Here is a 16,170-nt window from a genome sequence, read left to right on the forward strand (position 1 = left end):
ACGTATCCCGGATGAAGAAAAATAGCGTCAAGCATTATAGCCCAAGCCCTCAGCCAGAATCCGGCGTGGGGGGAGTGCCGCCTGAACAGGTGCGCGTCCAGGCATCCCAGACCGATAACGATGACACCGACGACTTCGCTGACGAGGTGCCCGCAGCACCCGTAAACGACCTGTCGGTGCCGCTGACATTGGAAGTTGACAGCGTCGCACATGGCGAGCGGCTGGACAAGCTGCTTGCGCGGCACTTCAGCGAGTTTTCACGCAGCCGGCTGCAGCAGTGGATCGAAAGCGGGGCGGTACGCGTCGACGGTGAAGTACGCCGGCCGCGCGACGCAGTGCAGATGGGCAATCGCATCGAGGTCCAGCCGCAGGCTGCGCCGGAATCGCAGGCCTTCGCCCCCGAAGATGTCGCGCTGGACGTCGTGTACGAAGACGACGCACTTCTGGTCATCGACAAGCCCGCCGGGCTGGTCGTGCATCCGGCCGCGGGCAACTGGAGCGGTACGGTCCTCAACGGACTGCTGCATCGCGACCCAACGGCAGCGGCGTTGCCGCGCGCAGGTATCGTGCACCGGCTGGACAAGGAGACTTCGGGCCTGATGGTGGTTGCGCGCACGCTGACGGCGCAGACCGACCTCGTGCGCCAGCTCCAGGCCCGCACCGTCAAGCGCACGTATCTCGCGCTGGTATGGGGACGTATATACGAGGAGGGCACCATCGACGCCCCGATCGGCCGTGATCCGCGTGAGCGCACGCGCATGGCCATCGTCCACACCAACAGCGGCAAGCCCTCGCGCACGCACTTCCGCACGCTGGCCACGGTGCCTCTCGGGCGCAGTTTCGTGTCGATGGTGCGCTGCCAGCTCGAAACCGGGCGCACGCACCAGATCCGCGTGCACTTCGAATCGATCGGCCATCCGCTGGTGGGGGATCCGGTCTATTACCGCGCGACGCAACGCGGGCAGCGGCCAGCCATTCGCGTACCGCTGCCAGTGCCATTCGAACGGCAGGCGCTGCATGCGTTCAAGCTCGGGCTGGTGCACCCGGTCACTGGCAAGACCGTGTCGTGGACCGCGCCGCCGCCGGAAGACCTCCAGGCGCTGATCGATGCGCTCGATTTCTCTGGCGGTGAAACCGAAGCCGATGAGGACGACTGGGACGAAGAGTGGGAAGATGGCCCCGAAGTCATCTGGGCCGACGGGGAGGGTGACGATGACGACTGACACCGCGTGGCTGCGACCCGACTGGCCGGCTCCTGCGTCGGTGCGCGCGTTGTCCACGACGCGTGCGGGTGGCGTGAGCCGTGGTCCGTACGGGCTTGACGGCGGCGCACCAGGCGGCCTCAATCTCGGCACGCATGTCGGGGATGATGCGTCGCACGTCGCGGAGAACCGCACGCGGCTTGCCGCGCATCTGCCTGCCATGCCGCTATGGCTAGAGCAAGTGCATGGCTGCGCCGTGGCAACGGTGGACCACCTTGCGGAACCGGACGCGATGCCGCCGCGGGCCGATGCCAGTGTGGCCGCCGTGCCCGGACAGGTCTGCGCGGTCATGACGGCGGACTGTCTGCCCGTACTGCTATGCGATGCGGAGGGGACCGTTGTCGGCGCCGCGCATGCGGGATGGCGCGGCCTGTGCAACGGTGTCATCGAAGCCGCACTGGCACGCATGCAGGCGGCACGCGGCATGCCGTCGACACGCTGGCTCGCATGGCTTGGCCCTGCTATCGGGCCCGGTGCCTTCGAAGTCGGTGCCGAAGTCCGCGAGGCCTTCCTCGAGCAGGCGCGTGCCGGCGAGCATCCGGCTGTCGAGGCAGCTTTTCGGGCTGGCGCTGAGGGCAAGTACATGGCCGACATCTATGCGCTGGCCCGCACGCGCCTCGCCCGCGCTGGCTGCACCGATATCTACGGCGGCGATGCGTGCACCGTATCCGATCCGCAGCGGTTCTACTCATATCGGCGCGACGGTGTCACAGGCCGCATGGCCAGCCTGGTCTGGCTCGAACGCTGAGAGTTGCGGGCCCGTCACTGCGGTCCCCTTTCGCCAGCTTTGGCGTTTTCCTCCGCGCGCGCTTCCTCTGCCTTGCGTCGCCGTCGCCTGCCGGGCGTTCCCATGATGTACAGCACCAGCGCGACCGGCGCAGCGCCATAAAGCAGAAACGTGGCGACACCGGCAACGATGTTGTGCTCAGTGATTGCCATCATCAGTGCCACGTAGAGCCATCCAATGGCCACGATGTACATGAAACTTTCATCCTTCGCAGGTAGGCTTGCGCGCTGGTCTTGGGCCCCGCGGATCCCTACCCGGGGGTAGGTTTTCACGGCGTATACGCCGACGCGGTTTTCTGCATTGACAGCGCGTACATTGCAAGGCAACAATGACCTCGAATGTTGCGGAATCCCAGTAGATTCCTTTGTTTTGCCGGCAAGCATACCGCATGGCGCTGCCAGCCAGATTGCGGTGTGAACCGGGCAGGGGACGTTATCGAGATGGAAGGGAAAGCTGCAAGCGGCAGTCCTGGACGCCCTGGTCGGGGGCGTCGTGTCAGGTCCATCCGGATTGCGTCTCCAGATGCATAAGTGCCGGCCAGGGCAATGTCCCGGAGCCGGTCTGACATAGTGACGGCAGAGAGACAATTACATCATGGCGACCGGCAAAGGTGCGGCAGCTTCCTCAACGGAAGGCAAGTCCCAACCGTTCAAGTTCCCGCCGGGGCCATTGGATCCAGCAACCTGGCTGGAGTGGTCCCGTCAGTGGCAAGGCCCTGAGGGCAACGGCGGCACGGTTCCCGGTGGTTTTCCGGGTTTCGAGGCCTTCGCGGCGAGCCCGCTTGCGGGTGTCAAGATCGACCCGGCCCAGCTCGCGGAAATCCAGCAGCGCTACATGCGCGATTTCACCGAACTGTGGCGCGGCCTGGCGGGAGGCGATACCGAATCCGCGGGCAAGCTCCACGATCGTCGCTTTGCCAGCGAGGCCTGGCACAAGAACGCTCCGTACCGCTACACCGCGGCGTTCTACCTGCTCAATGCGCGCGCCCTGACGGAACTGGCCGATGCAGTCGAGGCGGATCCCAAGACACGCCAGCGTATCCGCTTCGCCGTGTCGCAATGGGTCGATGCGATGTCGCCGGCCAATTTCCTGGCGACGAATCCCGATGCGCAGAACCGGCTGATCGAGTCGCGCGGTGAATCGCTGCGCGCCGGCATGCGGAACATGCTCGAGGACCTGACGCGCGGCAAGATTTCGCAGACCGACGAGACCGCGTTCGAAGTCGGCCGCAACATGGCCGTCACCGAAGGCGCGGTGGTCTTCGAAAACGAATTCTTCCAGCTGCTGCAATACAAGCCGCTGACGGACAAGGTCTATACGCGTCCGCTGCTGCTGGTGCCGCCTTGCATCAACAAGTTCTACATTCTCGACCTGCAGCCGGAAGGCTCGCTGGTGCGGTACGCTGTCGAGCAGGGCCATACCGTGTTCCTGGTGTCGTGGCGCAACCCGGATGCCAGCATGGCGGGATGCACGTGGGACGACTACATCGAGAACGCGGCCATCCGCGCCATCGAAGTGGTGCGCGATATCAGCGGCCAGGACAAGATCAACACGCTTGGCTTCTGCGTGGGCGGGACCATCATTTCGACCGCGCTGGCCGTGCTGGCCGCGCGTGGCGAACACCCGGTGGCCAGCCTGACGCTGCTGACCACGCTGCTGGACTTCACCGATACCGGCATCCTTGACGTATTCGTCGACGAACCTCACGTGCAGTTGCGCGAAGCGACGCTCGGCGGCGCGTCCGGTGGCCTGCTGCGCGGCGTGGAACTGGCCAATACGTTCTCGTTCCTGCGCCCGAACGACCTGGTCTGGAACTACGTGGTCGACAACTACCTGAAGGGCAACACGCCGGTGCCGTTCGACCTGCTGTTCTGGAACGGCGACGCCACCAACCTGCCGGGGCCGTGGTATTGCTGGTACCTGCGCCACACCTATCTGCAGAACGAACTGAAGGAGCCGGGCAAGCTGACCGTGTGCAACGAGCCGGTGGACCTCGGCGCCATCAACGTGCCGACCTATATCTACGGCTCGCGCGAGGACCACATCGTGCCGTGGACGGCGGCGTATGCGTCGACCGCATTGCTCAAGAATGACCTGCGCTTCGTGCTCGGGGCGTCGGGGCACATTGCCGGCGTCATCAACCCGCCCGCCAAGAAAAAGCGCAGCCACTGGACCAACGATGCGTTGCCGGAATCGGCGCAAGACTGGCTGGCCGGTGCCGAGGAGCACCATGGCAGCTGGTGGCCGGACTGGATGACGTGGCTGGGCAAGCAGGCCGGCGCCAAGCGCGCCGCACCGACCGAATACGGCAGCAAGCGTTACGCTGCCATCGAACCCGCGCCGGGCCGTTACGTCAAGGCCAAGGCATGACTCTTGCGAGCGGTCCCGCTATTCCGGGACCTGCCCGCTGACCCCTAAGCTATTCATTGAGAGGACTCCAAATGACCGATATCGTCATCGTTTCCGCCGCCCGTACCGCCGTTGGCAAGTTTGGCGGTTCGCTCGCGAAGATTCCCGCCCCGGAACTGGGCGCGATCGCCATCAAGGCTGCCCTGGAACGTGCAGGCGTGAAGCCGGAACAGGTCAGCGAAGTGATCATGGGCCAGGTGCTCACGGCCGGTTCGGGCCAGAACCCGGCGCGCCAGGCATCCATCAAGGCGGGCCTGCCCTCGTCGGTGCCGGCCATGACCATCAACAAGGTGTGCGGCTCGGGCCTGAAGGCCGTGATGCTGGCCGCCAACGCTATCCTCGCCGGTGAAGCCGAGATCGTCGTGGCCGGCGGCCAGGAGAACATGAGCGCAGCACCGCACGTGCTGCCGGGCTCGCGCGATGGCTTCCGCATGGGCGACGCCAAGCTGGTCGACACGATGATCGTCGACGGCCTGTGGGACGTGTACAACCAGTACCACATGGGCATTACGGCGGAGAACGTCGCCAAGGAATACGGCATTACCCGCGAAGCGCAGGACGAGTTCGCCGTGGCCTCGCAAAACAAGGCCGAGGCTGCGCAGAAGGCCGGCAAGTTCGATGATGAAATCGTCCCGGTGATGATTCCGCAGCGCAAAGGCGACCCGGTGGCATTCAAGACGGACGAGTTCGTCCGCCAGGGTGCCACGCTGGACAACATGTCAGGCCTGAAGCCCGCCTTTGACAAGGCCGGCACGGTGACCGCCGCCAATGCCTCGGGCATCAACGACGGCGCTGCCGCCGTGGTGGTGATGTCGGCCGCCAAGGCCAAGGAACTGGGCCTGACCCCGCTGGCCACGATCAAGGCCTACGCCAATGCCGGCGTGGACCCGAAGGTCATGGGCATGGGCCCGGTGCCGGCATCCAAGCGCTGCCTGTCGCGTGCAGGCTGGGGCGTGGGCGACCTGGACCTGATGGAAATCAACGAGGCCTTCGCCGCGCAGGCGCTGGCCGTGCACCAGCAGATGGGCTGGGACACCTCCAAGGTCAACGTGAACGGCGGCGCCATTGCCATCGGTCACCCGATCGGTGCGTCGGGCTGCCGTATCCTGGTGACGCTGCTGCATGAGATGAAGCGCCGCGATGCGAAGAAGGGGCTCGCCTCGCTGTGCATCGGCGGCGGCATGGGTGTGGCGCTGGCGGTCGAGCGCAATTAAAGGGATGTGCCTTGCCGCGCGACCGTTCGCGTGGCCGGGCGAAGACAACGAAGAGCCAATCAAGGAGCAGACATGACTCAGCGCATTGCATATGTGACCGGCGGTATGGGCGGCATCGGAACCGCGATCTGCCAACGTCTCGCCAAGGATGGCTTTCGCGTGGTAGCGGGCTGCGGCCCGAACTCGCCGCGCCGCGAGCGGTGGATCGAGCAGCAGAAGGCGCTCGGCTTCGACTTCGTTGCCTCCGAAGGCAACGTGGCCGACTGGGACTCGACCAAGACTGCGTTCGACAAGGTCAAGGCCGAAGTCGGCGAGGTTGATGTGCTGATCAACAATGCAGGCATCACGCGCGACGTGGTGTTCCGCAAGATGACGCGCGCCGACTGGGACGCGGTGATCGACACCAACCTGACCTCGCTGTTCAACGTGACCAAGCAGGTCATCGACGGCATGGTCGATCGTGGCTGGGGTCGCATCGTCAATATCTCGTCGGTGAACGGGCAGAAGGGCCAGTTCGGCCAGACCAACTACTCCACCGCCAAGGCCGGCCTGCACGGCTTTACCATGGCTCTGGCACAGGAAGTGGCGACGAAGGGTGTGACGGTGAACACGGTTTCGCCGGGCTACATCGCCACCGACATGGTCAAGGCTATCCGTCAGGACGTGCTGGACAAGATCGTGGGCACCATCCCGGTCAAGCGCCTGGGTGAGCCGTCGGAAATCGCGTCCATTTGCGCGTGGCTGTCGTCCGATGAATCGGGCTTCTCCACTGGTGCGGACTTCTCGCTGAACGGCGGCCTGCACATGGGCTGATCGACAATGCGTGCCGCGCGGGCGCGCCGTTTTTGCGGTGCAGCCAGCGCGGTGCACAACCGGTTTGCGCGGACGCTTTGCGGGCTCTTCAGGGCCCGCAATCCATTTGTGCGTGCGGGTTTTCCTTAAGCCGCCTGTCTTTCCTTAGTGCTTTGTTGGGCATAGAATCAGGGCAGCGGCACGGCCGGCACTATTGTCGTGCAACGTGCGGGCCTTCGCGGGGGCGAGGGCTACAAGGCACTTGGCGAGATCGCCGGCGAGTGCGCACATAGTAACTTTTCACGACCTTTCAGGATGGCCCGGGACTACCGGTTTGCGCACTGCACCGCATGCGGTGCAGCAGCGCCCATCAGCGACGACAAGAGGACAGAGCACCGATGGCCACGAGCAAAAAAGGCGCAGAGCGACTGATCAAGAAATATCCCAATCGCAGGCTCTACGACACCCAGACCAGCACCTACATCACGCTGGCCGACGTGAAGCAGCTGGTCATGGATTCGGAGGACTTCAAGGTCGTCGATGCCAAGTCCGGTGATGAACTGACGCGCAGCATCCTGCTGCAGATCATTCTGGAAGAAGAAACTGGCGGCGTGCCGATGTTCTCGAGCGCAATGCTGTCGCAGATCATCCGCTTCTACGGCCATGCCATGCAGGGCATGATGGGCACTTACCTGGAAAAGAACATCCAGGCCTTCATCGACATCCAGAACAAGCTGGCCGAAAATTCCAAGGGCCTGTATTCCGGCGAAGCCTTCAGCCCCGACATGTGGTCCCAGTTCATGAACATGCAGGGGCCGATGATGCAGGGGATGATGAGCAACTACATCGAACAGAGCAAAAACCTGTTCGTGCAGATGCAGGAGCAGATGCAGAACCAGGCCAAGAATATGTTCGGGACGTTCCCGTTCAACCAGCCCGAGAAGAAGTAAGTCATACCGATGGCGGACCGCCCGGTCCGCCATCGCGCCGCCACCGACCATCGTCGCTCGGTTCCGGTGCTCTGCGGGGCGGCGCCCAAGCAGGTAAAATGCGCCCCTTCTGAACTGGCGGCTCATCTTGCGGACTCGCCTGCAGCGCGATATCCCGATGATTCCAAGCCTTCCCCGTTCCACTTTGTCTGCCCCGGGTTCCGGCGTGACCGCGCTGGCTCGAGCCTGACCATGAGCCGGCTATTCCTCGCCCCGATGGAGGGGCTCGCTGACTATGTGCTGCGCGACGTGCTGACAGGCCTCGGCGGCTACGACGGCTGCGTGTCCGAGTTCGTGCGGGTGACGGGCTCGCTGCTTCCTCCGCGCGTCTACGAGCGGGATACTCCCGAGATCCTGCAGGGCGGCCATACCCCGAGCGGCACCCCGATGGTGATCCAGCTGCTCGGCAGCGATCCCGAGTGGCTGGCACGCAATGCGACTTATGCCGCGACCCTGTCGCCGCACGGTATCGACCTGAACTTCGGTTGCCCGGCCAAGGTCGTCAACCGGCACGGGGGCGGCGCGATGCTGCTGGCGCATCCCGAGCAACTGCATAGCATCGTTTCCGCGGTACGCGCAGCGGTCCCGCCGCATATCGCGGTCACGGCCAAAATGCGGCTCGGCGTTTCCGATACCGCGCTGGCGCTCGATTGCGCCACGGCGCTGGCGGAGGGTGGGGCGGCGTCGCTGGTGGTGCACGCCCGCACGCGTGACCACGGCTACCGGCCACCGGCGCACTGGGAATGGATCGCCCGCATCGCCGACACCGTCGATATCCCCGTCATTGCCAACGGTGACGTCTGGTCGGTTGCCGACTGGGAGCGTTGCCGCGCGGTCAGTGGCTGCGCCGATGTGATGATCGGCCGCGGCGCGGTATCGGATCCGTTCCTGGCCCTGCGTATCCGAGGCCTCATGGACAGCACGCCATCCGATGCTGATTGGCCGCTCGTGCTGCAGCAGATTGCGGCTTACCTGAGGAAGCTGCATGACCGGATCTCATCCTGCCATGAGCATGGACGGGTGAAGTTGTGGCTCAGCTATCTCAAGCGGACCTGGCCGCAAGCCACGGCGCTGCACGATGCGATCCGCAGGATCCACGATTCGGCCCAAATCGAGCAGGTACTGCAGAGTGCCTCTGATGCCACGCCGAGGATCGCACCGGCATAGGGCCAGAGCCGCCTGTCTTGCCGTGTGCCGCGTCAGGCGCCGTTTGACTGCGGCAAACGGTTAAAATCCGGGTTGCTTGCAGCGCCGGGCGGACTTGCCCGACATCCATCGGGATTACCCGATATACTCCGCCCCGCTTGCCCCACATTCGCATTCCCCGTGAAAAATCCTTCAGAATCAATGACCCAGAAAGACCAGAGCCCGCGCGTCGGCTTCGTTTCGCTTGGCTGCCCGAAGGCGTTGGTCGACTCGGAACAGATCATCACCCAGCTGCGCGCCGAGGGTTACGCAATCAGCGGCACCTATGACGGTGCCGACCTGGTTGTGGTCAACACCTGCGGCTTCATCGACGAAGCCGTGCAGGAGAGCCTCGACGCGATCGGCGAGGCGCTGACCGAGAATGGCAAGGTCATCGTGACCGGCTGTCTCGGGGCGAAGAAGGATGCGGCGGGGCACGACATCGTGTCGTCGGTGCACCCGAAAGTGCTGGCCGTGACCGGCCCGCACGCCCTTGGCGAAGTCATGCAGGCGGTGCACACGCACCTGCCCAAGCCGCATGACCCCTTTACCGACCTGGTGCCGGCGGCCGGCATCAAGCTGACGCCCAAGCACTACGCCTACCTGAAGATTTCCGAAGGCTGCAACCATCGCTGCTCGTTCTGCATCATCCCGTCGATGCGCGGCGACCTGGTGTCGCGTCCCGTCGCCGAAGTCATGCTGGAAGCCGAGAACCTGTTCAAGGCCGGCGTGAAGGAATTGCTGGTGATCTCGCAGGACACCAGCGCTTACGGCGTGGACGTGAAGTACCGCACCGGCTTCTGGAACGGACGTCCGCTCAAGACCCGCATGACCGAACTGGTCGCGGCGCTGGGTGAACTGGCGGCCCAGTACGGTGCGTGGGTGCGCCTGCACTACGTGTACCCGTACCCGCACGTCGACGAGATCATTCCGTTGATGAACGGCGGTCACGTGCTGCCGTACCTGGACGTGCCGCTGCAACACGCGCACCCCGACGTGCTCAAGCGCATGAAGCGTCCGGCCAATGCCGAGAAGACGCTGGACCGCATCCGCGCCTGGCGCGAGGTGTGCCCGGACCTGACGATCCGCAGCACTTTTATCGCCGGCTTCCCGGGCGAAACTGAAGCGGAATTCGAGACCCTGCTCGATTTCATCGCCGAAGCCGAGCTGGACCGCGTGGGCTGCTTTGCGTACTCCCCGGTGGAAGGCGCGACGGCCAACGACCTGCCGGGCGCCTTGCCCGACGAAGTCCGCGAGGAACGCCGCGCGCGCTTCATGGAGGTGGCCGAGGAAGTCTCCGCACGCCGCCTGCAGCGCAAGGTTGGCCAGACGCTGCGCGTGCTGATCGACGAGGTGAATCAGGACGGCGGCATCGGCCGGTCTTCGGCGGATGCGCCGGAAATCGACGGCCTGGTCTATATCGCGCCGCCGGCCAAGCCGTCGCAGCGCTATCGCGCCGGGGACTTCGTTCAGGTGAAGATCACTGGCGCTGATGGTCACGACTTGTGGGGCGAGATTTGATGCAACGGGCTTCTGCTGCCCTTAAGTAAAAGTACGATCGTTCGATTCCGTCGCGATGCCGCTATACTGTGCACCGCAACATAACCTCATGGAGAGAGACATGACGCGTGAAGTCGTGGTAGTGAGTGGCGTACGTACGGCAATCGGCACTTTCGGCGGCAGCCTGAAGGACATGGCACCGACCCAACTGGGTGCACTCGTGGTGCGCGAGGCGCTGGCCCGTGCTCAGGTGTCGGGCGACGATGTTGGTCACGTGGTGTTCGGTAACGTGATTCAGACCGAGCCGCGCGACATGTATCTGGGCCGCGTGGCGGCCGTCGATGGCGGTGTGACGATCAATGCGCCTGCGCTGACCGTGAACCGCCTGTGCGGCTCGGGCCTGCAAGCCATCGTCAGCGCCGCGCAGACCATTCTGCTCGGCGACGCCGACGTGGCCATCGGCGGCGGTGCGGAAAGCATGAGCCGCGCGCCGTACCTGGCGCCCGCAGTTCGCTGGGGCGCGCGCATGGGCGATGCCAGCATGGTCGACATGATGCTGGGCGCGCTGCATGACCCGTTCCACCGCATTCACATGGGTGTCACGGCCGAGAACGTGGCCAAGGAATACGACATCACGCGCAGCCAGCAGGACGAAGCCGCGCTGGAATCGCACCGTCGCGCTTCGGCCGCGATCAAGGCTGGTTACTTCAAGGACCAGATCGTTCCGGTGACGCTCAAGACCCGCAAGGGCGAGGTGAGCTTCGACACCGACGAGCACGTGCGTCACGACGCCACGATCGACGACATGACCAAGCTCAAGCCGGTCTTCGTCAAGGAAAACGGCACCGTGACGGCGGGCAATGCCTCCGGCCTGAACGACGCCGCTGCGGCTGTCGTGCTGATGGAGCGCGCCGAAGCCGAGCGCCGTGGCCTGAAGCCGCTGGCTCGCCTGGTGTCGTATGGCCACGCTGGCGTGGATCCGAAGACCATGGGTATCGGCCCGGTGCCGGCTACCAAGAAGGCGCTGGAGCGCGCTGGCCTGTCGGTGTCCGACCTGGACGTGATCGAAGCCAACGAAGCGTTTGCCGCGCAGGCTTGCGCGGTGACCAAGGCGCTGGGCTTGGACCCGGCCAAGGTCAATCCCAACGGTTCCGGCATTTCGCTTGGCCACCCGATCGGCGCCACCGGCGCGCTGATCACGGTCAAGGCGTTGCATGAGCTGCAACGCGTGCAGGGCCGCTATGCGCTGGTGACGATGTGCATCGGCGGCGGCCAGGGCATTGCCGCCATCTTCGAGCGCATCTGAGTCTTGTTGATGTGTCGTCGCCCCCCGTTGCAGCGCCGTTCGCTCGTCAGCCTGGCTGCCGCGCTCGCGCTTGCGGGGGCGATGCCGGTGCAGGCCGCCGATGACAACGTGTTGTCGACCGGCCCGGCTGCTGCTACTGCTGGCGGCCTCGGCCTGAACGAGGCGATCCGCGAAGGCGAGGCGCGCCGCAACGCGGCGCCGTCCGCCGGCGCGACTGCCGGGGCGCTGTCGCCCCGGCCAGAATTCGCGAAGCTTCCCGTTTACGTCGGCAAGGTCGGTGACAAGCCGGTGCGGCTGCGTATTGGCCCGAAGCCCGATGAGCGCGACAGCCTGCGCGGCGAGTACACGGCCAACGGCGTGCCTGGCGTGCGGCTGCTGGCGGGTGAGTGGGGGGACGGCAGCTTCCTGATGGAAGAGTCCGACGACGGCACCCGTGTTTCCGGCAACTGGGAAGGCACCATCGACGCCAGCGGCGCCGTGCGCGGCACCTGGACCGATGCGTTCAATCCGGCCAACGTGCTGCCATTCATCATCCGCCCGCTCGGCAGCGTGCGGGTCATTCCTCCCTTCGACACGGCACCGGGCAGCGGCGCCACTTACGCGCCTGCACCACCGCGGGCATCGATCCAGGGCTGGTAAGCACGCCCGCCGGTGGCGCGGCCGCCATTTGCTGGTAAGCTCGGACGTATATCGCGTCTCTTTTATGCCTGCCGCGCAACGCGGCGGGGCATGCCAGCCATCAAGGAATCCGCCGTGTCCGATCCCACTTCCGGCAAGCCCGCGTCGGGCTCCGCCAGCCATTACATCCAGACGGTTGCCGTCCAGCCCGAGTTGGACATCGCGCCAGGCTTTGACTCGTTTTCGCCCGCCACCCATCGCGGCTCCACGGTTGTCTTCCGCAATCTGGCGGAACTGCGCGCCTATGGGGATCGGGGCACCACATACTGGCGCTATGGCCTGCATGCCACGCCCACCAGCGAAGCGCTGTGCCAGCACCTGGCGCTGCTCGAAGGCGCGCGGCACACGCTGCTGCTGCCATCCGGGCTGGCCGCGATCTCGCTGGTCTACTTCGCGCTGCTCAAAAGCGGCGACGATGTGCTGGTGCCGGACAACGTGTACGGCCCGAACCGCGACCACGGCGAATGGCTCGCGCGCGATTTCGGGGTGACGGTGCGCTATTACGATCCGATGATCGGCGGCGGCATTGCCGGCATGATTCGCGCCAATACCCGCCTGATCTGGATGGAATCGCCCGGCTCGGTGACGATGGAAGTGCCGGACAGCGAAGCGATCGTCGCCGCGGCAAAGGCGCGCGGCGTGCTGACCGCCATCGACAATACCTGGTCAGCCGGTCTCTATTTCCGGCCGTTCGACATGGGCATCGATATCTCGGTGCAAGCGCTGACCAAGTACCAGTCGGGCGGCAGCGATGTCCTGATGGGCGCCGTGCTGACGCGCGATGACGCCGTGCAGGCTCGCCTGAAGCGCGCGCGCATGCTGATGGGGTGGGGCGTGTCGGCCGACGACTGCCATCTCGTGCTGCGGTCGTTGCCGAGCCTGCCGGTGCGTTTGGCCGCGCACGACCGCGCCGCGCGCGAGGTCGCGGAGTGGCTGCACCAGCGCCCGGAAGTCGTGCGGGTACTGCATCCCGCGTTGCCGGACTGCCCGGGCCACGCCAACTGGCGCCGGGACTTCACCGGCGCAAGCGGCCTGTTCGCGATCATCATGCACGAAAGGTATTCGCAGGAGCAGGTGGACGCGTTCGTCGAAGCGCTGCGCCTGTTCGCGATCGGCTGGTCCTGGGGAGGCGCGCACAGTCTTGCCGTGCCCTACCACGTGCCGACGATGCGACCGGCAGGCAGCTGGCCGCCTGCTGGCTGGCAGCACGCTGGCGAACTGGTGCGCCTCTACATTGGCCTGGAGGACACGCGCGACCTTATCGCCGATCTGCGCCAGGCGATGGAGCAGGTGCTGAAGGGCTGAAGCGCGCTAACTGGCCCGCAATGCGACGTTGAGCTGATCGACCACCTCGGCCCAATCGGCGTCGTCTGCAATCTCGTCTCGAAGCATGGTTGCCTGTGCAGGCGTCCAGAACGACGCATCGGCGAGTTCGATGTCGCCAGGCAGCGGCGCGTGCGTCGCGATGAACTGGCGGATGCCCGATTCATCGCTGGGCAGCCCCAATTGGGCAAACAGTTCGGAAAAGCGGTGGAAGGCCTGTTCCATGGTGAGGTGCTCCGCTTCTGGGGTGGTCACTGCAGCTAGTGTAGGGCACCGGAGCGCGTGAGGCGCACAAGAAAGAGCGGACGCCCAAGCGTCCGTCTTGCGGAAATCAGTGGGGGAACAGCGCCAGCAGGCCGTCCAGCCCGACGTGGTTGAAGGCAACGCTGGCCTGTGCGCGCACGACAGGCTTGGCGCGGAAGGCCACCGAAAGGCCGGAGACTGCCATCATCTTGAGGTCGTTCGAGCCGTCACCCATCACGATGGCCTGGTCCGGCGTTGCGCCGATCTGCGCGCAGACTTCCTGTACGGTACGGGCCTTCACATCGGCATTGACGATTTCGCCGACCACGTTGCCGGTCAGCTTGCCGTCGACGATTTCCAGCGTGTTGGCGCGCGTGACATCCAGCTTCAGGCGTGGCTTGAGCTTATCGGTGAAATGCACAAAGCCGCCCGACACCAGCAGCGTGCGCAGGCCCAGCGCCTGCACGGTCTGCAGCATGCGCTCGGCACCCGGCGACAGACGCAGGCGCTCTTCATAGACGCGATCCAGCACGCTGGCATCCAGGCCCTTCAGCAAGGCCACGCGGCGGCGCAGGCTTTCGTTGAAGTCGGTGATCTCGCCGCGCATGGCGGCTTCGGTAATGGCGGAAACCTCGGCCTTCAGCCCGCAGAAATCGGCGATCTCGTCGATGCATTCGATCGTGATCAGCGTGGAATCCATGTCCATGGCCACCAGACGGAAGTCCGACAGGCGCCGGCCGGCAGGCACGACGGCCCAGTCGATCGCGCGCGGCCCGCAGTAGTCGTCCAGCGTGTCGCGCAACGCCGGCGTAAGCGGGGCGCAGTCTTCGGCGGCTGCGACAGTTTCGCTGCGCAGCTCCGGCTCGGAAGTGCGGGCGAGCGTGCGGATGGCGGAAAGGTCGTCGGAAGCGAGCGGGCGGGTACTCTGGAGGATCAGGGGCATGACAGCAGCAGGCGGATCGGGCGGCGCGCCGAGGGGCGGGACGGCAAAGGCGACATTGTAATCGCTCACGGCCCGCGTGCCCCCGGCGCGTGACGCACGTCAGCGCTGGGCCATGGTCATGTAGTCCACCGTCAGGTTCGACAGCGCACGCACGCCGTTGACAAGCGCCGGCTCATCCACATAGAACTCCGGCGAGTGGTTCGAGGCCGCCTTGGCCAGGTCCGTACCCTTGGGTGTGACGCCCAGATTGAAGAACAGTCCCGGCACCTTTTCCTGGTAGAACGAGAAGTCTTCGGACGCCGTTGCCTTCGGCATGGTCAGCCAGTTGCCTTCGCCGGCCACGCGCCGCAGTGTGGGCGCCATCTTTTCGGTCAGCACCGGCTGGTTGACGGTGGCGTTGTAGAGCTCCACCACGCGGAACGTGGCCTCCGCGCCGGCGCTCGCGGCAATGGTCTCGGTCGTGCGCTTCATGCGGGCGTGAATGTCCTTCTTCATGCCCTCGTCATAGGTGCGCACCGTACCCATCATCTCGACCTGCTCCGGCACGATATTCATGCGGTTGCCGCCGTGGATGGTGCCTACCGTGATGACCGACGGCTCCAACATCGCATTGACCTGGCGGCTCTGGATGGTCTGCAGGCCCATGACGATCTGCGACGCGACCACGATCGGATCGACCCCAGCCCACGGGCGCGCGCCATGGGTCTGGCGGCCCTTCACGTCGATCCAGAACTGGTCCGCGGCTGCCATGGACGCGCCGCTGCGCCAGCCAAGCTTGCCCGATTCCATGCCCGCGGCCACGTGCAGGCCGAAGATCGCATCGACCTTCGGGTTGTCGAGCACGCCTTCGGCCACCATCTGCTTGGCGCCCCACATATTCTTGCCATTCGGTTCGATGTCCGCGGGGCTTTCCTCGGCCGGCTGGAAGATGAACTTGACCGTGCCGGGAAGCTGGTCCTTCATGCCGGCAAGTACTTCCGCCGTGGCCATCAGAATGGCTACGTGCGTGTCGTGGCCACACGCATGCATCACGTCGACCTCCTTGCCGAGGTACTGGCCCTTGGCCTTGGAGGCAAACGGCACATCCACGCGCTCCTTCACCGGCAGCGCATCCATATCGGCGCGCAGCGCCACCACCGGGCCTGGCTTGCCGCCCTTGAGCACGCCGACTACGCCGGTCTTGGCCACACCCGTCTTCACATCCATGCCGAGCTTGCGAAGGTGATCGGCGACCAGCTTTGCGGTGCGCGTCTCGTAGTTGCCGAGTTCGGGATGCTGGTGGATGTCGCGGCGCCACGCGATCAGCTGTGCTTCTACCGCTTTCGCACGCGTTTCGATCTGCGCGTGCAGGTCGTCGGCGCTGGTAGCAGGTGCCGCGGACTGTGCGTTCGCGGCGTTGCAAAGCACGGCGGCGGCGAGTGCCAGGCCTGCCAGCACGAGGCTCTGGGTGGAACGGGATGCAGTGCGACGAACAGCCATGCAGGATCTCCTTCGTTGTTGTTGGTTTGAGGCTGGTGGTGTCTTGGCGCTGCAATGCGC

The 16,170-nt window shown here is 65.2% G+C and carries 15 protein-coding genes; 11 read left to right on the forward strand and 4 right to left on the reverse strand.

The window, feature by feature from the left end; translation table 11 throughout:
• The first annotated feature begins 11 nt into the window (after positions 1-11).
• Entirely contained in the window at positions 12-1,223 is a 1,212-nt protein-coding gene (locus tag ACIGJG_RS06970; RefSeq protein WP_011297514.1) for an RluA family pseudouridine synthase, read from the forward strand.
• Positions 1,213-2,010 (forward strand): peptidoglycan editing factor PgeF, encoded by a 798-nt coding sequence (gene pgeF, locus ACIGJG_RS06975; protein ID WP_011297515.1) that lies wholly within the window; start codon positions 1,213-1,215, stop codon positions 2,008-2,010. Before ACIGJG_RS06970 ends, pgeF begins: the two co-directional genes overlap by 11 nt.
• Positions 2,011-2,024: 14 nt before the next feature.
• Here pgeF and ACIGJG_RS06980 read toward each other — a convergent pair whose 3' ends face one another.
• Positions 2,025-2,243 (reverse strand): hypothetical protein, encoded by a 219-nt coding sequence (locus tag ACIGJG_RS06980; RefSeq protein ID WP_011297516.1) that lies wholly within the window; start codon positions 2,241-2,243, stop codon positions 2,025-2,027.
• A 400-nt stretch (positions 2,244-2,643) separates the two neighbouring features.
• On the opposite strand from ACIGJG_RS06980, the gene phaC reads away from it, so the two are divergent.
• From phaC to ACIGJG_RS07025, 9 genes are all read left to right on the forward strand, one after another.
• Complete coding sequence (gene phaC, locus ACIGJG_RS06985) at positions 2,644-4,419, forward strand: class I poly(R)-hydroxyalkanoic acid synthase (protein WP_011297517.1); 1,776 nt, start codon at positions 2,644-2,646, stop codon at positions 4,417-4,419.
• A gap of 71 nt (positions 4,420-4,490) precedes the next feature.
• Entirely contained in the window at positions 4,491-5,672 is a 1,182-nt protein-coding gene (locus ACIGJG_RS06990) for an acetyl-CoA C-acetyltransferase (protein WP_011297518.1), read from the forward strand.
• Positions 5,673-5,744: 72 nt separating this feature from the next.
• Positions 5,745-6,485: a 3-ketoacyl-ACP reductase gene (locus tag ACIGJG_RS06995; RefSeq protein ID WP_011297519.1), complete on the forward strand. Its 741-nt coding sequence runs from the start codon at positions 5,745-5,747 to the stop codon at positions 6,483-6,485.
• A 377-nt stretch (positions 6,486-6,862) separates the two neighbouring features.
• Entirely contained in the window at positions 6,863-7,414 is a 552-nt protein-coding gene (gene phaR, locus ACIGJG_RS07000; RefSeq protein ID WP_011297520.1) for a polyhydroxyalkanoate synthesis repressor PhaR, read from the forward strand.
• Between the two features lie 231 nt (positions 7,415-7,645).
• Positions 7,646-8,620, forward strand: a complete 975-nt coding sequence (locus ACIGJG_RS07005) for a tRNA dihydrouridine synthase (RefSeq protein WP_483672936.1) — start codon at positions 7,646-7,648, stop codon at positions 8,618-8,620.
• 180 nt (positions 8,621-8,800) lie between these two features.
• Complete coding sequence (gene rimO, locus ACIGJG_RS07010) at positions 8,801-10,159, forward strand: 30S ribosomal protein S12 methylthiotransferase RimO (protein ID WP_011297522.1); 1,359 nt, start codon at positions 8,801-8,803, stop codon at positions 10,157-10,159.
• Between the two features lie 100 nt (positions 10,160-10,259).
• Complete coding sequence (gene bktB / locus ACIGJG_RS07015; RefSeq protein ID WP_140952189.1) at positions 10,260-11,444, forward strand: beta-ketothiolase BktB; 1,185 nt, start codon at positions 10,260-10,262, stop codon at positions 11,442-11,444.
• A gap of 9 nt (positions 11,445-11,453) precedes the next feature.
• Positions 11,454-12,083, forward strand: coding sequence for a hypothetical protein (locus ACIGJG_RS07020; RefSeq protein ID WP_483672938.1), 630 nt, complete (start codon positions 11,454-11,456; stop codon positions 12,081-12,083).
• A 114-nt stretch (positions 12,084-12,197) separates the two neighbouring features.
• Complete coding sequence (locus tag ACIGJG_RS07025) at positions 12,198-13,427, forward strand: cystathionine beta-lyase (protein ID WP_140952196.1); 1,230 nt, start codon at positions 12,198-12,200, stop codon at positions 13,425-13,427.
• A gap of 6 nt (positions 13,428-13,433) precedes the next feature.
• On the opposite strand, the gene ACIGJG_RS07030 is transcribed toward ACIGJG_RS07025, so the two are convergent.
• The 3 genes from ACIGJG_RS07030 to ACIGJG_RS07040 form a co-directional block, all read right to left on the reverse strand.
• Positions 13,434-13,670 carry a DUF2789 domain-containing protein gene (locus ACIGJG_RS07030; RefSeq protein WP_011297526.1) on the reverse strand — a complete coding sequence of 79 codons (237 nt, stop codon included), beginning with the start codon at positions 13,668-13,670 and terminating at the stop codon, positions 13,434-13,436.
• A 106-nt stretch (positions 13,671-13,776) separates the two neighbouring features.
• Positions 13,777-14,631, reverse strand: a complete 855-nt coding sequence (serB, locus tag ACIGJG_RS07035) for a phosphoserine phosphatase SerB (protein ID WP_041679904.1) — start codon at positions 14,629-14,631, stop codon at positions 13,777-13,779.
• A gap of 99 nt (positions 14,632-14,730) precedes the next feature.
• Positions 14,731-16,110: an amidohydrolase gene (locus ACIGJG_RS07040; protein ID WP_011297528.1), complete on the reverse strand. Its 1,380-nt coding sequence runs from the start codon at positions 16,108-16,110 to the stop codon at positions 14,731-14,733.
• Positions 16,111-16,170: the final 60 nt, after the last annotated feature.

The organism is Cupriavidus sp. C1SS-2L (assembly GCF_057073735.1).